This window comes from Bifidobacterium aerophilum (assembly GCF_010667685.1).
Classification (GTDB): Bacteria; Actinomycetota; Actinomycetes; order Actinomycetales; family Bifidobacteriaceae; genus Bifidobacterium; species Bifidobacterium aerophilum.
The window spans coordinates 128,259-149,601 of record NZ_WHZW01000005.1 but is presented as its reverse complement, the minus strand read 5'-3'; the positions used below and the strand labels follow the sequence as shown (position 1 = coordinate 149,601).

The 21,343-nt window shown below is 66.0% G+C and carries 16 protein-coding genes and 1 tRNA gene; all 17 read left to right on the top strand.

Translation table 11 applies throughout. From position 1 onward, the window contains the following. Window positions 1-244 precede the first annotated feature (244 nt). The 17 genes from glyA (at window position 245) to GFD25_RS03245 (ending at window position 21,329) form a co-directional block, all read left to right on the top strand. Window positions 245-1,552 (top strand): serine hydroxymethyltransferase, encoded by a 1,308-nt coding sequence (glyA, locus tag GFD25_RS03325; protein ID WP_163229967.1) that lies wholly within the window; start codon window positions 245-247, stop codon window positions 1,550-1,552. Between the two features lie 111 nt (window positions 1,553-1,663). Beyond that, the gene (locus GFD25_RS03320; protein ID WP_163229965.1) at window positions 1,664-2,983 is read left to right on the top strand and encodes a glutamate-5-semialdehyde dehydrogenase; all 1,320 of its coding nucleotides are present in this window, start codon (window positions 1,664-1,666) and stop codon (window positions 2,981-2,983) included. An 86-nt stretch (window positions 2,984-3,069) separates the two neighbouring features. Beyond that, window positions 3,070-3,636 carry a phosphoribosylglycinamide synthetase gene (locus GFD25_RS03315; protein WP_163229993.1) on the top strand — a complete coding sequence of 189 codons (567 nt, stop codon included), beginning with the start codon at window positions 3,070-3,072 and terminating at the stop codon, window positions 3,634-3,636. After that, window positions 3,633-4,373, top strand: a complete 741-nt coding sequence (gene nadD, locus GFD25_RS03310; protein ID WP_163229963.1) for a nicotinate-nucleotide adenylyltransferase — start codon at window positions 3,633-3,635, stop codon at window positions 4,371-4,373. Before GFD25_RS03315 ends, nadD begins: the two co-directional genes overlap by 4 nt. Before the next feature lie 126 nt (window positions 4,374-4,499). After that, window positions 4,500-5,522: a ribose-phosphate diphosphokinase gene (locus tag GFD25_RS03305; protein WP_163229961.1), complete on the top strand. Its 1,023-nt coding sequence runs from the start codon at window positions 4,500-4,502 to the stop codon at window positions 5,520-5,522. A gap of 104 nt (window positions 5,523-5,626) precedes the next feature. Further along, window positions 5,627-5,697: transfer RNA gene (locus tag GFD25_RS03300), tRNA-Gln, on the top strand. A gap of 108 nt (window positions 5,698-5,805) precedes the next feature. Further along, window positions 5,806-7,188 carry a bifunctional UDP-N-acetylglucosamine diphosphorylase/glucosamine-1-phosphate N-acetyltransferase GlmU gene (glmU, locus tag GFD25_RS03295; protein WP_163229959.1) on the top strand — a complete coding sequence of 461 codons (1,383 nt, stop codon included), beginning with the start codon at window positions 5,806-5,808 and terminating at the stop codon, window positions 7,186-7,188. Between the two features lie 83 nt (window positions 7,189-7,271). Then, a complete protein-coding gene (gene rsfS / locus GFD25_RS03290) occupies window positions 7,272-7,694 on the top strand; it encodes a ribosome silencing factor (RefSeq protein ID WP_163229957.1) in 423 nt (140 codons plus the stop codon). An 84-nt stretch (window positions 7,695-7,778) separates the two neighbouring features. Further along, window positions 7,779-8,480: a histidine phosphatase family protein gene (locus tag GFD25_RS03285; protein ID WP_163229955.1), complete on the top strand. Its 702-nt coding sequence runs from the start codon at window positions 7,779-7,781 to the stop codon at window positions 8,478-8,480. A 104-nt stretch (window positions 8,481-8,584) separates the two neighbouring features. Further along, complete coding sequence (locus GFD25_RS03280; RefSeq protein WP_163229953.1) at window positions 8,585-9,847, top strand: alpha-amylase family protein; 1,263 nt, start codon at window positions 8,585-8,587, stop codon at window positions 9,845-9,847. Between the two features lie 98 nt (window positions 9,848-9,945). Further along, on the top strand, window positions 9,946-11,442 hold the full coding sequence (locus GFD25_RS03275) for an amino acid permease (protein WP_338024612.1): 1,497 nt from the start codon (window positions 9,946-9,948) through the stop codon (window positions 11,440-11,442). A gap of 304 nt (window positions 11,443-11,746) precedes the next feature. Then, entirely contained in the window at window positions 11,747-13,348 is a 1,602-nt protein-coding gene (gene amrB / locus GFD25_RS03270) for an AmmeMemoRadiSam system protein B (protein WP_239512374.1), read from the top strand. Between the two features lie 53 nt (window positions 13,349-13,401). After that, complete coding sequence (amrS, locus tag GFD25_RS03265; RefSeq protein WP_239512373.1) at window positions 13,402-14,469, top strand: AmmeMemoRadiSam system radical SAM enzyme; 1,068 nt, start codon at window positions 13,402-13,404, stop codon at window positions 14,467-14,469. A gap of 172 nt (window positions 14,470-14,641) precedes the next feature. After that, a complete protein-coding gene (locus GFD25_RS03260; protein ID WP_163229946.1) occupies window positions 14,642-17,785 on the top strand; it encodes an alpha-mannosidase in 3,144 nt (1,047 codons plus the stop codon). A 423-nt stretch (window positions 17,786-18,208) separates the two neighbouring features. Next, entirely contained in the window at window positions 18,209-19,507 is a 1,299-nt protein-coding gene (locus GFD25_RS03255; RefSeq protein WP_163229944.1) for an ABC transporter substrate-binding protein, read from the top strand. Further along, entirely contained in the window at window positions 19,504-20,472 is a 969-nt protein-coding gene (locus GFD25_RS03250; protein WP_163229942.1) for an ABC transporter permease subunit, read from the top strand. The genes GFD25_RS03255 and GFD25_RS03250 overlap by 4 nt, the downstream gene beginning before the upstream one ends. Beyond that, window positions 20,472-21,329 carry a carbohydrate ABC transporter permease gene (locus tag GFD25_RS03245; protein WP_163229940.1) on the top strand — a complete coding sequence of 286 codons (858 nt, stop codon included), beginning with the start codon at window positions 20,472-20,474 and terminating at the stop codon, window positions 21,327-21,329. The genes GFD25_RS03250 and GFD25_RS03245 overlap by 1 nt, the downstream gene beginning before the upstream one ends. The last annotated feature ends 14 nt before the right edge of the window (window positions 21,330-21,343 follow it).

Genomic DNA, 21,343 nt, shown 5'->3' with positions numbered 1-21,343 from the left:
CAAGACGCTCGCCCGGATCGCGGGCGTCGAACCGGAAGACGACGAAACCCCACAAGCCGACGCGGACTAGGATTTCACGCTCACCACAGGTGAGGCACCACTCCGGATTACGCGCTCATTTTCAAATGAGGCACCTCGCCGGACGCGCAAACGTGAGACGCAACCGTGCCGTAACGTAACGGGGTTCTACACTATGCACAACCGCAACCGCGGGGACAGGTATTGATTGAACAAAGGAGCGCAGATGACTGCCTCACCGCTCGCCCAGACCCCCACCGACGCGTTCAACGCGCCCATCGCCGACGCCGATCCCGAGATCGCCGAAATCCTCACCGCCGAGCTGCATCGCCAGCAGGACGGTCTCGAGATGATCGCCTCCGAGAACTTCGTGCCGCGCGCCGTCCTGCAGGCGCAGGGCTCCGTCCTGACCAACAAGTACGCAGAAGGCTACCCGGGACGCCGCTACTACGGCGGCTGCGAACAGGTCGACAAGCTCGAGACCATCGCCCGCAACCGCGCCAAGGAGCTCTTCGGCGCCGAATACGCCAACGTGCAGCCCCATTCCGGAGCACAGGCCAACGCCGCCGTCTACCAGGCGCTCGTCAAGCCCGGCGACACCGTGCTCGGCCTCGCCCTCGACCACGGCGGCCACCTCACCCACGGCATGAAGATCAACTTCTCCGGCCGCTTCTACCACGCCGAAGCCTACGGCGTCAACCCCGAGACGTTCCGCATCGACCCGGAGATCATCCGCCAGCGCGCCCTCGAGACTCACCCGGCCATGATCATCGGCGGCTGGTCCGCCTACCCGCGCATCGAGGACTTCAAGGCAATGAAGGAGATCGCCGACGAGGTCGGCGCCAAGTTCTGGGTCGACATGGCGCACTTCGCCGGTCTGGTCGCCGCCGGACTGCATCCGAGCCCCGTGCCGTACGCCGACGTCGTGTCCTCCACCGCCCACAAGACCCTCGGCGGCCCGCGCTCCGGCTTCATCCTCGCCAAGGAGGAGTACGCCAAGAAGCTCAACTCCGCGGTCTTCCCGGGCCAGCAGGGCGGCCCGCTCATGCACGTCATCGCCGGCAAGGCCGTCAGCTTCAAGGTCGCCGGCACCCCCGAATTCAAGGACCGCATGCAGCGCACCCTCGACGGTGCCAAGATCCTCGCCGAACGCCTGACCGCCGACGACGTGAAGGCCAACGGCATCTCCGTGCTCACCGGCGGCACTGACGTGCACCTCGTCATGGTCGACCTGCGCAACAGCGAAATGGACGGCAAGCAGGGCGAGGACCTGCTCGCCCAGTGCGGCATCACCATCAACCGCAACACCGTGCCGTTCGACCCGCGACCCGCCTCCGTCGCCTCCGGTCTGCGCATCGGCACCAGCGCGCTCGCCACCCGCGGCTTCGGGCCGAAGGAGTACGAGGAGGTCGCCGACATCATCGGCACCGCGCTCGCCGCCGGCCCGTCCGCCGACGTGGACGCGCTCAAGGCCCGCGTCGACAAGCTCGTCGAGGACTTCCCGCTCTACCCGGGGCTCGACCAGGTCCACTGACCGGTCCGACGGACGATTCGTTCGAGGAGCCGTGTGCCGGGAACCGCTCGGCGCACGGCTCCTCCGATTCGGATGACGTTGGCTGACGCCGACTTGCGCTAAGGTGTGGGTATGACGAATAGCGAAGAGGTCCGGGTGCCGCAGCCCGTATTCGACGCGGTGTGCGCGAAGGCCGACGCCGCCGCCCGCGCCCAGCGGGGACTCGCGCAGGCCGACACCGAGGCCAAGAACGAACTGCTGAACGCGATCGCCGACGCGCTCGAGACCCGCTCCGACGAGATCGCCGGAGCCAACGAGCTCGACATGATCGAATCGCGCGAATCCGGCATGGACGCCGGCAAGCTCGACCGGCTGCTCTTTGACGTGCCGCGCGTGGCCGCCGCCGCGCAGGGCGTGCGCCATGTCGCCACCCTGCCCGATCCGGTCGGCGAGATCGTCCGGGGATACAACCTGCCGAACGGCCTGCGCCTCCAGCAGACCCGCGTACCGCTCGGCGTCATCGGCATGATCTACGAGGCCCGTCCGAACGTCACCGTCGACGTGGCCTCCTTATGCCTCAAATCCGGCAACGCCGCCATCCTGCGCGGCGGACATGCGGCCGAACGAACCAATGCCGCCACCCTCGCCGTCATCCGCGACGTGATCGCCGAGCACGGCTTCGACCCGTCGCTCGTCGACACCGTCGACGAATACGGCCGCGACGGCGCCACCGCCATGATGGAGGCCCGAGGCCACATCGACGTGCTCGTGCCGCGAGGGGGAGCCGGACTCATCCAGGCCGTCGTGCGCAACTCGAAGGTGCCCGTCATCGAGACCGGCGCCGGCAACGTGCACATCTACGTCGACCGGTCCGGCGACCTCGACAAGGCCATCCCGATCATCCTCAACGCGAAGACGCAGCGCGTCGGCGTATGCAACGCGGCCGAAAAGCTCATCGTCCACCGCGACGTCGCCGCGGACTACCTGCCGGCCATCGCCGCCGCGCTCGCGGAGGCGAACGTCGAACTGCACGCCGACGAGGCCGCATACGGCATCATCGATGCGGCCGGCATCGACGGCTTGACCGGCGGCGACAACCTGCTCGCCGCGACGGACGAGGACTGGGACACCGAATACCTCGCGCTGACGATGGGCGTCAAGGTCGTGGATTCCCTGGACGAGGCCATCGCGCACATCAACGCGCATTCCACCGGGCACACCGAATCGATCATCGCCGAGGACTATTCCGCGATTGAGGAGTTCACCGGCCGCATCGACTCGGCCGTGGTCATGGTCAACGCGTCCACGAGATTCACGGACGGAGGCGTGTTCGGCTTCGGCGCCGAACTCGGCATCTCCACGCAGAAGATGCACGCGCGCGGGCCGATGGGACTGCGCGAGATGACCACGACGAAATGGATCGGCTACGGAACCGGGCAGGTGAGACGATGAGCGAGGAGGACGTCACCATCATGCAGGAACAGGAACGGGCGGACGGCACGAACGCCGGCGACGCGACGGCCACGGACGCAGCCGCCATGGAAACCACCGAGGACGGCGTGCTCGTGGACAAGCCGTTGCGTCCGGACATCGACCTGACCGACCCGAGGCTGGGCATGAAGATCGCCGCCGAGCGCCTGAGCATCGTGCGGTACGTGTTCCTTGTGCAGATCGAGGACGGCATCGCCTCCGCGGCGCAGCGCGCGTCGCTCGAATACGCCGACGCGGTGCTCATCGGCTGGCCCGACGAGCATTCGTCCGACGTGACCGACCTAACGGAGGACCAGCTGCGTACGGTGCGCGAGCAGATGGAGCTCATGGAGCAGTACATCGGCAAATTCTCCGCGATGGAACGCGAAGGCGACGTGGACGGCATGACCGACACGCTGATCCGCGTCACCGAGCGCGTCGCCGAGGTGCGCCGGCTGTACCAGCCCGACTTCGCGCTGCCGACGTTCGCGGAGATCCGCCGCGTCGTACAGGACGAATGGGACGAGGACATGGGCAAGATCGACCCGCAGGAATCCGATACGACCGCCGGCGAGATCGCCCGCGAATCGAAGGACGCCGACCGAGAACAGGACACGGAAGGACGGGCGGCATGAGCGGGGCCGTCGACGCCGGCATGCAGGCCGGCGAACCGTCCCGTCGCATGTCCGACCTGTCGCCGGAGCGCACGGTGGAGAACAGCGTCAACGCCGTCAGCTCCGTGACCGGCACGCCGCGCTGGCGCCTGTCCACGCGCGGCAACCGGCATGACCGGCCTCGCATCGGCATCATGGGCGGCACGTTCGACCCGATCCACAACGGGCATCTGGTCGCCGCCTCCGAAGTCGCCTGGGTGTACGACCTGGACGAGGTGATCTTCGTGCCGACCGGCCGTCCCGTGTTCAAGCTCGACAAGAAGGTCACGAACGCGGAGGACCGCTATCTGATGACCGTGATCGCGACCGCGTCGAACCCGAAGTTCACCGTCTCGCGCGTCGACATCGACCGGCCGGGCATCACGTACACGATCGACACGCTGCGCGACATCCGGACGCAGCATCCGGACGCGGAACTGTTCTTCATCACCGGCGCGGACGCGGTCGCCGAGATCATGCAGTGGAAGGACGCCGAGCACATGTGGGACCTCGCCCACTTCGTCGCGGTCACCAGGCCGGGATATTCCTCGCCCGAGGGCGTCCGCCTGCCCGAAGGCAAGGTCGACACGCTCGAGATCCCCGCGCTGGCGATCTCCTCGACCGACGTGCGCCGCCGCGCCGAACACAACGAGCCGGTATGGTACCTCGTGCCGGACGGCGTGGTGCAATACATCGGCAAGCACGGCCTGTACCGATAGGCCTGCGGCCTCGGCCGGCGCCTCGTCGGCGGCCGTGAACGGACGATGAACACGCGCCCCCGTCCCGGTCGGCGCGGACGGTTACTATGAGTGCAGTCACTTCAACGAAGCCGAACGTTTGGAGATATGGTGAGCGCAATCCTTGAAGGAAAGCCCGATAAGAACCTCATCCTGGTGACCGGCCGCACCCATCCGAAGCTGGCGGCGGACGTCGCCGAACAGCTCGGAATCGACGTGCTGGAAACCACCGCATACGATTTCGCCAACGGTGAGATGTACGTGCGATACACCGAATCCGTGCGTGGCGCGGACGTGTTCGTGCTTCAATCCCATGCGTTGCCGGTGAACAAGTCGATCATGGAGCAACTCATCATGATCGATGCGCTCAAGCGCGCATCCGCCCGTTCGATCACCGCCGTGTGCCCGCTGCTGGGCTACTCCCGTCAGGACAAGAAGCATCGCGGCCGCGAACCCATCTCCTGCCGCCTGGTGTTCGACCTGCTCAAGACCGCCGGCGCCGACCGCATCATGAGCGTCGACCTGCATGCCGCCCAGTCGCAGGGCTTCTTCGACGGTCCCGTCGACCATCTGATCGCCATGCCGGTGCTCGTCGACTACATCCGCGACCGGTTCTCGAACCAGCTCGACAACGTCACCGTCGTCTCCCCGGACGCCGGCCGCATCCGCGTGGCCGAGCAGTGGGCGCAGCGTCTCGGCGGCGGCCCGCTCGCGTTCGTGCACAAGACCCGCGACATCACCCGTCCGAACCAGGCGGTCGCCAACCGCGTGGTCGGCGACGTGGCCGGCAAGGACTGCGTGCTCGTCGACGACCTGATCGACACCGCCGGCACGATCGCCGGCGCCTGCCACGTGCTCGCCGATGCCGGCGCGAAGTCCGTGACCGTGGTCGCCACGCACGGCGTGCTGTCCGGTCCGGCCATCGAACGGCTCAAGGGCTGCGGCGCACGCGAGGTCGTGCTCACCGACACCGTGCCGATCCCCGAGGAGAAGCGCTGGGACGGCCTGACCGTGCTGTCGATCGCGCCGTTGCTGGCCAGCGCCATCCGCGCCGTGTTCGAGGACGGCTCCGTGGCCGAGCTGTTCGACACGTATCCAGAACATCACGGGCAGGGCTTCCTGTTCGCGTGACGACGGGCCTTGCGCCTCGCCCCGGTCTGCATCCGATGATGCGACACGCTGGGGGAGCGGGCGTATGGCATAATAAACACTTGGCGGAAACCCGTTTCCGCCGGTCCCCCATGGTGTAATGGCAGCACACGGGTCTTTGGAACCCTTTGTCTTGGTTCGAGTCCAGGTGGGGGAGCTCGCCGAACGCCCGACAGGCATGTTCGTGGCCCATCGCACACGTTGCGATGCGTCACGGATAGCGGTCGGGCGTTTTTTCATTGCGAAATTGAACAGGAGATTTTCGATGGCCCTTTCCGCCGCAATCATCCTCGCCGCAGGCGAAGGCACCCGCATGCGTTCCGCCAACCCCAAGGTGCTGCACACCTTCGCCGGCAAGACCTTCCTCAACCGCGTCATGGATTCCGTCGCCGCACTCGAACCGGACACGCTCGCCGTGGTCGTCCACTATCAGGCCGAGCGCGTGGCCGCCGCCGCCCGCTCCTATCATGCGGACGTCGAAATCGTCAATCAGGACGACATTCCCGGCACCGGCCGCGCCGTCCAGTGCGCCATGGCCCAGCTGTCCGCCGAGCGCAAGCTCGACGGCTACGTGCTCATCGCCGCGTCCGACATGCCGCTGCTCGATTCCGAGACGCTGCGCGGACTGATCTCCTTCCACGAGGCCAGCGGCAACGGCGCGACCGTGCTCACCACGATCCTCGACGACCCCACCGGCTACGGCCGCATCATCCGCGACCGCGACGGACACGTGCTGCGCATCGTCGAACAGCGCGACGCCAACCGCAGCGAACTGGCGGTGCAGGAGGTGAACACGTCCGTGTACGTGTTCGACGCCGCCGTGCTCGCCAAGGCCATCGCCGGCCTCAAGAACAACAACGCGCAGGGCGAGTTCTACCTGACCGACGCGCTCGAGACCGCCAAGGAGGCCGGCAACGTCGGCGCCTTCGCCGCGCCCGACCCCTTAAGCGTCGAAGGCGTGAACGACCGCGTGCAGCTCGCCGCGCTCTCGCGCGAACACAACCGCCGCGTGTGCGAGGCCTGGATGCGTTCCGGCGTGACCATCCTCGACCCCGACACCACCTGGATCGAGGACGACGTCGTGCTGTCGCGCGACGTGACCGTCCTGCCCGGCAGCTTCCTGCAGGGACACACCACGGTCGGCGAGGCCGCCGTGATCGGACCGTACACGACGCTCATCGACGCGACCATCGACGCCGAAGCGGTGGTCGAACGTTCCCGCGTGCAGGAATCGCACATCGGACGCGCCGCCAACATCGGTCCGTGGACCTACCTGCGCGCCGGCAACGACCTGGGCGAGGAATCCAAGGCGGGCGCATTCGTCGAAATGAAGAAGGCTCATATCGGCAACGGCACCAAGGTGCCGCACCTGAGCTACATGGGCGACGCGACGCTCGGCGACCATACCAACGTCGGCGGCGGCACCATCACCGCCAACTACGACGGCGTGCACAAGAACAAGACGCGCATCGGCTCCGGCGCGCACATCGGCGCGGGCAACCTGCTCGTGGCACCCGTCGAGGTCGGCGACAACGTGACCTCCGGCGCCGGTTCCGTGATCCGCCACGCCGTGCCCGACGACACGATGGTCTACTCCGAGAACACGCAGCACAACGTCGAGGGCTGGAAGCCCAAGTGGGAACGCTGAGGCGCCCCGACGACGGCCGACACTCCGACCGAACACCGATTTACCCGATCCGACACCGAACCCGACAACAGAAAGACAGGGAATTGACCGCAGCGCAGAACTCCATCGACGCCATCCGCATCGCCGCAGCCGCAGCCGACCGGCTCAAGGCCACCGACGTCGTCGCCTACGACGTAAGCGACCTGCTCGGCATCACCGAACTCATGCTCGTCGCCACCGCGTCGAACGAACGTCAGGTGCTCGCCACCGCGCAGGAAGTCGAAAAGGACCTGTATCTCAAGGACGGCCAGCGCCAGCCGCGTTCGCGCGAAGGGCTGACCGAAGCCCAGTGGGTGCTGCTCGACTACGGCGACTTCCTCATCCACGTGATGCACGAGGAGGCCCGCGAATTCTACCGTCTCGACCGTCTGTGGCGCGACTGCCCGACCGTCGACCTCCAGCTCGCGCATCCCGAGGAGAGCGCGGGCTCGGCCGCCTCGGACGATACGGACGAACCGGAAGCCTGATTCCGGCATGTCGGCGTTCCGGTGCGTTCCGGCGTCGAACATCGTCCAATCGGCATCGTTCATCAATGGGGAAGGAGCCATCGGATGACCGCAACCACGCATGTCCGCTCGATCACATTGGTTCGCCACGGGCGCACGTCATACAACGTGCGTCACTGCTTCCAAGGCCAGATCGACATTCCGCTCGACGAGACCGGCCGCTGGCAGGTCGCCCGCACCGGCGCCGCGCTCGCCGCACTGTACGTCGAGGGGCAGGATCGCAAGCAGCTTGTCGTCGCATCCGACCTGAGCCGCGCCGCCGCCACAGCGCACGCATTCGCCGATCCGCTGGGACTTGAGGTCCACCTCGACCAGCGTGTGCGCGAACGCAACTTCGGCCAGTGGGAAGGCATGGAGGTGGCGCAGATCGCCCGCCAGTACCCGGAGGCGTACCGTTCGTGGGCCGAATTCCGCGGCGGCGAACTCGAATACGGGTGCGAACCCAAGGAACACGTCGGCGCGCGCGGCGTCGAAGCGCTGAACGATTGGGCTCACCGCGCCGGCGACGACACCGACCTGTTCGTGTTCTCTCATGGATCGTGCATCATGCAGACCACGATCATGCTGCTTGGCCTCGATCGGGTGCACCCCGAGTTCACCGACGTCATGTCGATGCGCAACGCCCACTGGGCGCGGTTCGTGCCCGTCGACCTTCCCGACGGCACGCTGCGTTGGCGGCTCATGGACTACAACCACGGTCCGGCCGAAGCCGACACCGACCAGTGGGAGCATCCGCCGATCGCATGACCACCCACCTGTCCCGATGACTGACGGGACAGGCAAAACCGTAAATCCCCCGCGCCGGCCGTATGCTGGAACCAATGGCATACGCCGACGCAAGGAGGGATGCGATGACCAATGACCCGAACCTCACCACGATCTGGTGGCAGGTGTACCCGCTCGGTTTCACGGGAGCGCCCATCCGTCCGGGCAACGACGCCGAACGTGCGCTCACGCCGCGACTCGACATGATCACGTCGTGGCTGGACTACCTCATCGACCTCGGCGCGAAAGGCCTGCTGCTCAACCCGGTGTTCGCCTCGACCAGCCACGGCTACGACACGACCGACTATTTCCGTATCGACCCGCGTCTCGGCGACGACTCGACGTTCGATCGGCTGGTCGCCGCATGCCACGAGCGCGGCATCCGCATCATGCTCGACGGCGTGTTCAACCACATCGGCCGCGAATCGGCCCTGTTCCGATCCGCGCTCGCCGGCGACGCCGGCGCCGGCCGCATGTTCCGCATCGAGCGCGACGCGACGACCGGTACCGCGACCGACTATGCGAAATTCGAAGGCAACGGCGACCTTCCCTCCTTCAACCATGACGATCCGGCGGTGGCGCGGCTCGTCGCCGACGTGATGCGGCACTGGATGCGCCGGGGCGTCGACGCGTGGCGTCTTGACGCGGCATACGCCGTGCCGCCCGCGTTCTGGACGCGCGTGCTGCCCGACGTGCGGCGCGAATTCCCGCACGCATGGTTCATGGGCGAGGTCATCCACGGCGACTATCCGGCGATCGTACGCGACTCCGGTCTGGATTCGATCACGCAATACCAGCTGTGGAAGGCGGTCTGGAGTTCGATCAAGGCCGGCAATTTCTGGGAGCTCGACTGGGCGCTCAAACGGCACAACGAGTTCATGGACGCATTCACGCCGTTCACGTTCGTGGGCAACCACGACGTGACCCGCATCGTCAGCCAGATCGGCGGCGCGGAGGCGGCGCTCGCCATGACCGTGCTGTTCACGGTCGGGGGAGTGCCGTGCATCTATTATGGTGACGAACAGGCGTGGCGCGGCGTCAAGGCCGACGCGATGGGCGGCGACGACGCGGTGCGGCCGATGTTCCCGGCGAACCGTGACGGATTGGGCGGCGACGGCGCATGGATGTTCCGCCTGCTGCAGGGCCTGATCTCGGTCCGCAGGCGCAACCCGTGGATGGCCGGCGCCCGCGTGGAGCCGACCCATGTAGCCAATCTCGCGTACTCGTACGACGTGGTCGGCACGGGGGAGGACTCCGGTCGCCGACTGCACGTCGACCTGCGGCTGGGGGAGCGGCCGACCGCCGACATCAGCGAAGGAGGCATGAATCTCTACCACGTCGAACACTGAGCGGCGGGGAGTGCATGGCCCGGCTGGTCAAACTGCCCCGTATACTGTTCTGGGCCGTTTCTGATGGCCATCATCGTATCGACAGCAGAGAGAACAGCATGAGCCAGTCCGACACCGACCCTTCCTCCGAACCGATTCCGGATGTCTCGGCGCAGACGCCGAACCCGTCCACGGACACGTCCGCCAACCGCAAGCATGCGCTGCACACGAATCTCAAACGCGGCATGGAGTCGCGACACCTGCAGATGATCTCCCTCGGCGGCGTCATCGGCACTGGACTGTTCCTGAGCTCCGGCTACACCATCCAGCAGGCCGGCCCGATCGGCACGATCCTCGCCTACGGCATCGGCGCGCTCATCGTGTACCTCGTCATGCTCACGCTCGGCGAACTGTCCGTCGCCATGCCGGTCACCGGCTCGTTCCACGTCTATGCCGAGAAGTTCATCGGTCCGGGCACCGGCTTCGTCATCGCCATCCAGTACTGGCTCACCTGGACGGTCGCGCTCGGCTCCGAATTCACCGCCGCCGGCCTGCTCATGCAGCGCTGGTTCCCGCACACGCCCACCTGGATATGGTCGGCCGCATGCATCGCGCTCATCTTCACCGCGAACGCGCTGTCCGTGCGGTTCTTCGCCGAAGCCGAATTCATCTTCGCGTCGATCAAGGTGTTCGCGATCTGCGCGTTCATCGCCATCGGCCTGCTCGCCATCTTCGGCGCGGTGCCGATCTCCGGATACGACCATGCGCCCCTGTTCGGCAACCTCGTCAAGGACGGCGTCTTCCCGAACGGCTTCATGCCCGTGTTCGCCACGATCCTCACCGTCAACTTCGCGTTTTCCGGCACCGAGCTCATCGGCGTGACCGCCGGCGAGACGCGCGACCCCGAAACGGCCGTGCCCAAGGCCATCCACACCACCCTGTGGCGTCTCGTCCTGTTCTTCATCGGCTCGATCACCGTCATGTGCGCGCTGATCCCGTGGCGCGAGGCCGGCGTGGGCGAAAGCCCGTTCGTGCTCGTGTTCAACTCCATCGGCATCCCGTACGCGGCCGACATCATGAACTTCGTGGTCCTGACGGCCGTGCTGTCCGCGTCGAACTCCGGCCTGTACGCCTCGACCCGCATGGTGTGGTCGATGGGCAACGAGGGCATGATCCCGCGCTGGTTCGCCAAGACCAACCGCCGCGGCGTGCCGATGCTCGCCCTGTGCGCGGCCATGGCCGGCGGCCTGCTGGCCCTACTGTCCTCCGTGATCGCCGCATCCACCGTGTACCTCGTGCTCGTGGCGCTGTCCGGCCTGTCCGCGGTGGTGGTGTGGATCGCCATCGCCTACTGCCAGATCGTGTTCCGCCGCCGTTGGCTCGCTTCCGGGCATACCGCCGACGAGCTCAAATACCGTACTCCCGGCTATCCGTACACGTCGTGGGGCGCGTTCGTCCTGTGCACCGCCTCGTTCCTGCTCGTCTTCTTCGACAAGGAGCAGCGGTTCGCGCTCGTGGCCGAGCTGCTGTTCATCGTGGCCTGCTATGCCGCCTACTACGTGCAGGCGTGGTGGCGCAAACGGCATCCGTCCGAACCCGAGCTGCAGCTGCCGTGATCGATGCGGACCTTTCTTGAAACCGTGAGGCAGTTTTTCGTCCATTGCACGGGTCTTTCTCAAAACCATGAGGCAGCCATCCTTCCTATACACGCCCTCAAAGGCCAATATGGGTGCTTGTGGCGGGTTCCTTCGACCACGTGCTGCCTCACGGTTTTGAGAAAGACGGCTGCGAGACGTGAAAACTGCCTCACGGTTCGCAAAACGCCTGTCATTGACGGGCTCGGGCAAAGGCCGACGCGGACGAAAGGAGAACCCCGCCACCGCTGATTCGACTACGATGGAAGTCGAAGAGGTGGTTGCCATGATGAGGTTGTTCCACAATGGATTCGGCGGCAACGGCGGCGAGGAGGCCGTTCGTACCTTGCCCGAATCGACCTATGTCCGTCCGGCCGCCGTGGCCGGCTCGTTCTATCCGTCCGATGCCCATGAACTGCGCGCGATGGTCGACCGGCAGCTGGACTACGCCCGCACGCTGCTGCGCGATTCCGGATTCGCAAAGCGGCTCCCGCAGGGTGCTCCCAAGGCGGTGATCGTGCCCCACGCCGGATACGTGTACTCCGGCACGACCGCGGCGCTCGCCTACGCGCTGCTCGAACGCGGCCGCGGCACGATTCGCCGCGCCGTGATCATCGGACCGACACACCGCGTCGCCGTACGTGGTGTGGCCTGCCCGTCCGCATCGGCGTTCCGTACCCCGCTCGGCACCGTGCCGATCGACCGGGACGCGGAGCGCCGCGCGATCGCCGCCGTGCCGTCCATGAGCGTCAACGACGCGACCCACGCGCACGAGCATGCGGTGGAGGTGCAGATCCCGTTCCTGCAACGCGTGCTCGGCGACGATCTGACCATCGTGCCGCTCAATGCGGGCGACGCGACCCCGGTCGAGGTCGGCGCCGTGATCCAGGCCCTATGGGGAGGCCCCGAGACGGTGATCGTGATCAGTTCCGACCTGTCGCATTACCATCCCGAATCGGTCGCCCGCGACTTGGATGACCGGACCATCGCGCACATCGCATCCTCGGGGGATCCGACGATTCGCCCGAGCCGCGCGTGCGGCGCGTACCCGGTCAACGGGCTGCTGGCCGTCGCACGGGAGAAGGCGTTGCTGCTGCGGTTCCTCGGATGTTCGACCTCGGGCGACGATGGGAAAGCAGCGCTCGCGGCCGTCGATGGGCGGCATGCCGACCGTCCTGCGATGCGCGATCCCGATACCCCGGTGGTCGGCTATGCCTCGTTCGCCGCATGGGAACATGACATGCAGGGGAGCGAGGCGATACGTGCCGGGGCCGGCCGCCGTCGCGCAGCCGACGGCGCCGCCAACCTGCCGGACCATGACGACACGGTGCTGCCGCGCCTGGCCCGAGCCGCGCTCGAACACCATCTCGGCCTCGCCAAGCCCGCAGATCCCACGCCGGCCGACCTCGTCACCGCCCATCCCGAACTGAACCGGCCGGGCGCAAGCTTCGTGACCCTGACCAAGCGTGGCCATCTGCGTGGCTGCATCGGCACGCTCGAAGCCTATCGCCCGCTCGGCCGCGACATCGCCGAACACGCCATCGACGCCGCCGTCCACGATCCCCGGTTCCTGCCGGTCACCGCCGACGAGTATCCGGACATCGCCGTCGAAGTGTCGGTGCTGTCCGACCCGGAGCCGATGTCCGCGACGTCCCGCGCCGCATTGGAACGCATGCTCGAACCCGGCCGCGACGGGCTGATCCTCGATGACGGCCGCGGCCATCGCGCCACCTTCCTGCCGCAGGTATGGGCGGAGCTGACCGATTGTCACGAGTTCGTCGGCCACCTGCTGCGCAAGGCCGGGTTGCCGGCGTCATACGACTGGCATGACGGCAGCATGATCTGCCAACGATACGCCGTGACCGCGTTCGATGAGGCGACGCGATGAACGCGACGGCAACGGAATCGTCCGCGGACTCCGATGTCCGCGCGCGTGATCCAATGCCCCCTATCCCGCCGGAAGACCGGAGTCCGGCCATCGGCCGTTGGCAGCACGGGCTTCCGGACGGCCGTGTGCAATGCGACCTGTGTCCGCGCCACTGCACGCTGCGCGACGGCCGGCGAGGCTTCTGCTTCGTGCGCTCCAACCATCACGGCACGATCATGCTCGACGCCTATGGCTTGAGCTCGGGCTTCGCGATGGATCCGATCGAGAAGAAGCCGCTCAACCATTTCCATCCGGGGAGCAAGGTGCTGAGCTTCGGCACGGCCGGATGCAACAGCGCATGCCGATACTGCCAGAACTGGTCGATCTCCGCGTCGCGCCGGTGGAGCACGCTCGCCGTCGAGGCGTCGCCGGAGCGGATTGCCGAAGTCGCCGTCGAGTACAGCGCGCGGTCGGTCGCGTTCACCTACAACGATCCGATCGTCTTCGCTGAATACGCGATCGACACGGCGCAGGCCTGCCGCGGCCGTGGCATCGCCGCGGTGGCCGTGACCGCCGGCTACATGGAGGCGGGGCCGCGCGAGGATTTCTACGCGGTCATGGACGCGGCGAACATCGACCTCAAGGGCTTTACCGAGAATTTCTACCGCAGCGTCACCGGCACACGGCTGCGCGACGTGCTCGACACGATCGATTACGCGTGCAACGAGACGGATGCCTGGGTCGAACTGACGACGCTGCTCATACCGGGGTACAACGACGGCGACGCGTCGCTGCATGCCGAATGCGCGTGGATCCGCGAACACTGCGGCCGCGACGTGCCGTTGCATTTCTCCGCGTTCCATCCGGACTATCGAATGCGCGACGTGCCGCGCACCCCTCCCGCCACGCTGTCGCGCGCCCGCGGGATCGCGATGGAGGAGGGGCTGCGGTTCGTATACACCGGCAACGTGGACGATCCCGTGGGCGCGGCCACGTACTGTCCCGGCTGCGGAATGACGCTGATCGCGCGTGAAAGGTACGACATCGTCGGGTACCGCCTGACCGCCGACGGGCGCTGCCCCGGTTGCGGGGCGGCGATTCCCGGCCGTTGGGACGCGCGGGGGCCGGTCGTGTCGCGTTGACAAGGGGACGGTTCCCTGTATCATCGATAACTAAAGCGATTTAGTTGCCGAAGTTGGCAGCCCGTCGCACCTGAACCCGATCATCGCGGCACGGCGCCGCGGCGAGCGGGCCCAGACCGGCGAATCGCACGTGAATCGATACGTGACACCGCATTTAAGGAGATGCGCATCCATGTTCCTCTTGCCGAATCAGCAGTTGGAGCGCTGCAACCGCGTCATGCAGCAGCGTCTCGAACCGCATATCCACACCACGCTCAGCGCCTGCACGCTGCGCTCGTTCGACAACCCCGGCGAGCCCGAGCCGTATGACGAGTTCCTCGCCAAGGTCCGCGCCGGCGAAGTCGAGTTCAAGCCGTTCTCCGTCCCCGGCGTGTGGGGCACCACCTGGGGCACCACCTGGTTCGAGGTCACCGGCCGCATCGATCTGGAGGCCGTCAAGGGCCGTAAGGTCGAACTCGAGGTCAACCTCGGCTGGCTCGACTACCGCGGACCGGGCTTCCAGGCCGAAGGTCTCGTCTACCGCGCCGACGGCACCGCCATCAAAACCGCGAACCCGCGCAACCACTGGATCCCGCTCGTCTACGAGGACGGCACCAGCACCGTCGACCTCGACGCCGACGGCAACTTCACCGTCTACATCGAGGCCGCCGCCAACCCGTTCGTCGAAGGCCCGACCCCGTTCTCGCCCACCGAACTCGGCGAGAGGGCCACCGGCACGCGCGACTTCCCGTACACGCTGTCCCAGATGGACGTCACCGTGTTCAACAAGGACGTGTTCGGCTACTACATGGACCTCGAAACCGTCTCCTCGCTCATGCGCGAGCTCAAGGACGACGATCCGCGCTACTGGCAGCTCGCCAAGGCGCTGCAGCGCTCCCTGAACCGCTACGACGAACGCGACATCGACGGCACCCTCGCCTCCGCCCGCGAGGCGCTCGCCGGCGTGCTCGCCGAGCCGGCCGCGTCCAGCGCGATCGACCATGTCGCCGTCGGCCACGCGCACATCGACTCCGCATGGCTGTGGCCAGTGCGCGAGACCCGCCGCAAGGTGGCCCGCACCGTGGCCAACGTGCTCGCCCTCATGGACGAGGACCCGGACTTCACCTACGCGATGAGCTCCGCCCAGCAGTACGAATGGCTCGAGACCGAGCATCCGGACATCTTCAAGCGCATGATGAAGCGCGTGAAGGAAGGCCGGTTCATCCCGGTCGGCGGCATGTGGGTCGAATCCGACAACATGATCCCCTCCGGCGAGTCGCTCGTCCGCCAGATCACGTTCGGCCGCCGCTACTTCAAGGAGCATCTGGGCATCGAACCCCGCGGCATCTGGCTGCCGGACAGCTTCGGCTACACCGGCTCCTGGCCACAGATCGCCCGCCGCGCCGGATTCGACTGGTTCCTCACGCAGAAGATCTCGTGGAACGACACCACGAAGTTCCCGCACCACTCGTTCATGTGGGAAGGCATCGACGGCACCCGCATCCTCACCCACTTCCCGCCGTCCGACACGTACTGCTCGTCCATGAGCATGCACGAGCTCGTGTACTCGCAGCGCAACTTCCTCGACAAGGACCTGTCGCGCAATGCGATCATGCTCTACGGCTTCGGTGACGGCGGCGGCGGCCCCACCCGCGAAATGACCGCGCGCATCCGCCGCGACCACGACTTGGCGGGCGCGCCGAAGGTCGACTTCGGCACCCCCGACCAGCTGTTCGACCGCGTGCGCAAGGACATCGTGGACGACGCCGACGGCGAGACCCCGGTGTTCAAGGGCGAGCTGTACCTCGAACTGCACCGCGGCACGCTCACCGCCCAGCAGGACATGAAGCGCGGCTGCCGCAACGAGGAAGCCATGCTGCGCGTGACCGAATACCTGATCGCCGCCGCTACGGTCAAGAACCCGGACTACGTCGCCCCGCGCGAGGAGATGGACCGCATCTGGAAGACGCTGCTGCTCAACCAGTTCCACGACATCCTGCCCGGCTCCGCAATCGCTTGGGTGCACCGCCAGGCGCGCGCCGAATACGCCCGCGACATCGCCCGCCTGCGTGAGCTGGCCGCCGAGGCCGGCGCCGCGATCGCCGCAGTCGAACCGGCCGACGAGCGCGTCGCCGACGCGGTCATCACGCCGTACTCGCGCGAGGCCTGCGAGGCGTGGACCGTGCGTTCCGCCGAACAGGTCGCCGTGCCGGCGGGCAAGCCGTCCGTGACGGTCGAACATGACGGCGAGACGACCGTGCTCGACAACGGCCGCCTGCGCGTACGCGTCGAGGCGGACGGATCCGTGACCTCGATCACGGACCTCGCTTCGAACCGCGAGCTCGTGCCGGCCGGAGCCAAGCTCGGCCGCTACGAGCTGCTCAAGGACGAACCGTTCCACTGGGACGCCTGGGACATCCAGCGCGACGCCTTCCTCGCGGCGAACACGATGACCGACGCCACGCTCGAAGGCGTGGAGACGGCCCCGGACGGCGCCGTCACGGCGAACGTCGTCACCCGCGCCCAGGGCGTCGAGATCCGCACGCGCATCACGCTGCGGCCGGGCGCGTCCTCGCTCGACTTCGCGGCGGACGTGGACTGGCATGCCGCCGAGAAGTTCCTCAAGGTCGACCTGCCGGTCAGCGTGCAGGCCGTCAACGCGCAGTACGAATGCCAGTACGGCATGGTCGAACGCCCGATCAACAAGAACACGCGCTCCGACGACGCCAAGTTCGAAAGCTGCACGCACCGCTTCGTGCGCATCGCCGACGCCGGCTACGCGGTGGCCGTGGCCAACGCGTCCACGTACGGCTCCGACGTGAGTCCGATCCACGGCGACGCCGCCCACGGTGCCGGTCGCGGCACGATGGTGCGCCTGTCGCTGCTGAGCGCGCCGCTGTACCCGGATCCGCGCACCGACCAGGGCGAGCACTCGTTCGCATGGTCGGTCGTGGCCGACGCCACGATGGACGCCGTGCTCGCCGAAGCCGCGCGCATCAACAGCCCGGCCATCGCCGAACTACCCGCGTTCAAGCCGCTGGTGTCGTTGTCCGACACGCAGGGCGCCGTCGTGCTCGACTGGGTCAAGCTCGCCGACGACGGTTCCGGCGACCTGATCGTGCGCCTGTACGAGGCCGCCGGCGGCGACGCCAAGGCCACGCTGCACGTCGACGACGCGCTCGCCGGCGCGAACGTTGAGGAGGTCGGCGTGATGGAGGAGGCCGATCTGCCGGCCGATCTGCCGCGCGCGTTCGCGTCCGACGGCCCGCGTCCAGCCGAAGGCGCGGCGGTGAGCCTCGCCCCGTTCCAGCTGGCCATTCTGCGTATTCGCCGATAACCGGCACGGCGTTGTGGTCCGGCCGGCCCCGTTGCCGGGCGGACCACAACGCCATAGGTGCCACACGGTCTTCCGCATCATTGCGGAAGACCGTTTTTTATATCGTTTGCGGTGTTTCGCATCGAAAAAACAAATGAAAAATGTTTGATTCGACATGGGAAAGGCGGGGGAGAGACTTTGCATTTCCTTGGAATTTCAAGGGACACGCCGTATCGGACCGGTTTGTTCGTTGAATTTGCTTTTTGCCATCGGCATGCTATCCTATAACTAAACCGCTTTAGTGAACAGCTTCGAAACGGCTGTCGACTAAATCGCTTTAGTCTCAGCGACGAGGATGTACCGCCGTCGGGGCTCATAACATCACAGGCTTCCCCAACCAAGGTGGGATGGGGTTAGGTAAGGAAAGAAAGAAAAGAAAACGCCATGTTTTCTGTCAAGAAGGCCGTAGCCATCGTTGGCGCCGGCGCGATGCTCGTCTCCGTGGCCGCATGCGGCAACAGCAGCACCGGCAAGGACTCCGGTACGAAGGAGATCTCCTTCCAGACCTGGAACCTCAAGAACGACAAGTACACCCCGTACTTCACCGATCTGATCGCCGCCTATGAGAAGGATCACCCGGACGTCAAGATCAAGTGGCTCGACGCGCCTTCCGACGGCTACGAGGACAAGCTGTCCAGCCAGGCGGCCGGCGGCGAGCTGCCGGACATCGTCGACGGCGGCAACTCCATCCTCTACGGCCTGGCCAAGGCCGGCGCCCTGCTCGACATCAACAAGCAGGCCCCGGACGCCAAGGACGACTACTACGAGGGCGCTTGGGAAGCCGTCACCATGAAGGGCAACGGCATCGAGGAAGGCGCCTACGGCCTGCCGTGGTACGTCAACGACGGCCCGACCTACTGGAACACCTCCCTGATGAGCGAGTGTGGCCTCGACCCGAACAAGATCCCGACCACCTGGGACGAGTGGTTCGCCGCCGGCGACACCATCGTCAAGAACTGCAAGGACAAGGGCATCTACCTGGGCACCACGATGGGCTACAACGCCGAGGATCTGATGACCGCCGGCGTCAAGTCCTTCATGAACGACGACCACAGCAAGTACACCTTCAACGATGAGGCCGGCGTCAAGCAGATCAGCCGCTTCGTCAACCTCTACAAGGAAGGCGGCATCCCGCCGGAGGCCCTCGACTCCTCCTGGAGCCAGGCCGCCGATCTCTTCCAGCGCGGCAACCTCGTCGCCATGGCCGGCTCCGCCTACTCCGCCGACGGCTTCAAGCAGAACGCCCCGGACCTGTACAAGAACCTCGCCGTCGGCCCGCGTATCACCAACGACGGCCGTTCCGCTTCCGTCGCCTACGAGATGCTCGGCATCAGCGCCCAGTCCAAGTACCCGGACGTCGCCATCGACTTCGCCCGCTACGTGACCAACGAGAAGAACCAGATCGAGTTCGACAAGAAGGCCTCCGTCTTCCCGTCCGCCAAGGGCGGCCTCGATGACGAGTACTACAAGAACATCGACGAGTCCACGCTCGAGGGCAAGGCCCTGAAGATCACCCTCGACCAGGTCAAGGACGGCTACGGCTCCCGCCCGGCCGAGTTCACCGACAACAACGGCTACAAGAACTTCCAGCAGCAGATCGCCCTCGCCATGCAGGGCAAGCAGACCGCCAAGGAAGCGCTTGACAAGTCCGTCGAGTTCGCGAACGAGAAGCTCGCCCAGTGAGCAAGGCGGCATTCGCCGCTGACAGGTCGGAGGCCGTCAAGGCCTCCGACCGGCCTGAACCGATGAATACCACGCACGAGAAGCCGCACCGCAGTTTCGGCGCCGTCATTGCCCCGTATCTGTTCGTCCTGCCGGCGTTCGTGATCGTGTTCGTATTCGTCGTCCTCGCGGCACTCAACACCTTCAGGCTTGCCTTCACCAACTCCACGCTGCTGCGTCCGGGAACGTTCGTCGGCTTCGACAACTTCATCAAACTGTTCCATGACGAGTACTTCCTCACCGCGTTGCTCAACTCGACGCTGTACGTCATCTGCGTGGTCCCGTTCATGGTCATCCTCCCGCTGATCCTCGCCAACCTGGTCAAGGGCAACTCGAAGATCATGGGCTTCTTCCGCACCGCCTTCTACATGCCGGTCGTCATGTCCGCCGTCGTGGTGGGCATGATCTGGACCAACCTGCTCGATTCCGCCGGTCTGGTCAACTCCGTGCTCAAGGCGATGAAGATCATCTCCAAGCCGATCCCGTTCCTCACCGACCGTTGGGGCGTCCTGTTCAGCTCGATGTTCGTCACGATCTGGCTCGGTCTCGGCTACTACATGGTCATCTACCTGACCGCCCTCGCCAACATCGACGAATCCCTGTACGAGGCCGCCGCGCTCGACGGCGCCGGCCCGATCCGCCAGTTCATCTCCGTCACCATGCCCGGCGTGCGCTCCACCATGATGCTCATCATGATGCTGTCCACCATCGCCGCGTTCCGAGTCTTCAACGAAATCTACGTGTTGACCAACGGCTCCGCGGGCCCCGGCGGCATGGACATGACGATGTCGATGCTCATCAAGCGCGAAGGAACCGGCATCCAGGCGCGTACCGGCTATGCCAGCGCCATCTCCATCGTCGTGCTGATCATCGTCGGCACGCTGCTCATCATCCAGCAGATCGTTCAGAAGCGAGGTGAGGACTGATGTCCGCGGATATCGTCGCGCCGAACCATCACCGCAAGGTCACGGTCGGCAAGGTCGTGCAGTACCTGATCCTGATCCTGATGTTCCTGCTGCTCGTCGGACCGTTCGTCTGGGAACTGTCCCTGTCCTTCAAGGGCAAGGGCGACAACGTCTACGCCGTGCCGCCGTACCTGTTCCCGAAGACCCCGACGCTCGACAACTACATCAACGTGTTCCGCCAGGTCCCGGTGTTCCACTACATGCTCAACACCCTGATCGTGTGCATCATCTCCATCGCCGGCAACGTCGTGTTCTCCACGATGGCGGGTTATGCGCTGGGACGCCTCAAGTGGCGCGGCCGCGGCTTCGTGTTCGCGCTGTTCATGGGCACCATGGTCATCCCGATCGAAGGCGTCATGATCTCGCAGTTCCTGATCATCCGCAACCTCAACCTGCAGAACACGCTGCTCGCCATCGCCCTGCCGGGCCTGTGCGGCGCGATCAACATCCTGCTGATGACCAACGCGTTCAAGTCCATCCCGATGGAGCTTGAGGAGGCCGCGATGGTGGACGGCGCCAACCTGTGGCAGCGTTTCTTCCACATCTGCGTCCCGCAGGTCAAGGGCACCATGACCGTCGTCGGCATCTTCGCCTTCGTCGGCGCATGGAACGACTTCCTGTGGCCGTTGATCGCCATGTCCGATGAGAACAAGTACACCCTCACCCTCGGTATGAACCGCCTCAAGGGCATGTTCATCCAGGATCCGCGACTCATCGCGGCGGGCGCGCTCGTCTCGCTCATCCCGATCATCGTCTTCTTCTGCTGCTTCCAGCGCTACTTCTTCCGTGGTCTGGAGCAGGGCGGCCTCAAGGGCTGATTCCCGCGAAAGGA

Bases quoted from the DNA above. Each gene is read 5' to 3' on its own strand.
- glyA (WP_163229967.1), top strand. From the start codon at position 245: ATGACTGCCTCACCGCTCGCCCAGACCCCCACCGACGCGTTCAACGCG.
- GFD25_RS03320 (WP_163229965.1), top strand. From the start codon at position 1,664: ATGACGAATAGCGAAGAGGTCCGGGTGCCGCAGCCCGTATTCGACGCG.
- GFD25_RS03315 (WP_163229993.1), top strand. From the start codon at position 3,070: ATGGAAACCACCGAGGACGGCGTGCTCGTGGACAAGCCGTTGCGTCCG.
- nadD (WP_163229963.1), top strand. From the start codon at position 3,633: ATGAGCGGGGCCGTCGACGCCGGCATGCAGGCCGGCGAACCGTCCCGT.
- GFD25_RS03305 (WP_163229961.1), top strand. From the start codon at position 4,500: ATGGTGAGCGCAATCCTTGAAGGAAAGCCCGATAAGAACCTCATCCTG.
- glmU (WP_163229959.1), top strand. From the start codon at position 5,806: ATGGCCCTTTCCGCCGCAATCATCCTCGCCGCAGGCGAAGGCACCCGC.
- GFD25_RS03285 (WP_163229955.1), top strand. From the start codon at position 7,779: ATGACCGCAACCACGCATGTCCGCTCGATCACATTGGTTCGCCACGGG.
- GFD25_RS03280 (WP_163229953.1), top strand. From the start codon at position 8,585: ATGACCAATGACCCGAACCTCACCACGATCTGGTGGCAGGTGTACCCG.
- GFD25_RS03275 (WP_338024612.1), top strand. From the start codon at position 9,946: ATGAGCCAGTCCGACACCGACCCTTCCTCCGAACCGATTCCGGATGTC.
- amrB (WP_239512374.1), top strand. From the start codon at position 11,747: ATGATGAGGTTGTTCCACAATGGATTCGGCGGCAACGGCGGCGAGGAG.
- amrS (WP_239512373.1), top strand. From the start codon at position 13,402: ATGCCCCCTATCCCGCCGGAAGACCGGAGTCCGGCCATCGGCCGTTGG.
- GFD25_RS03260 (WP_163229946.1), top strand. From the start codon at position 14,642: ATGTTCCTCTTGCCGAATCAGCAGTTGGAGCGCTGCAACCGCGTCATG.
- GFD25_RS03255 (WP_163229944.1), top strand. From the start codon at position 18,209: ATGTTTTCTGTCAAGAAGGCCGTAGCCATCGTTGGCGCCGGCGCGATG.
- GFD25_RS03245 (WP_163229940.1), top strand. From the start codon at position 20,472: ATGTCCGCGGATATCGTCGCGCCGAACCATCACCGCAAGGTCACGGTC.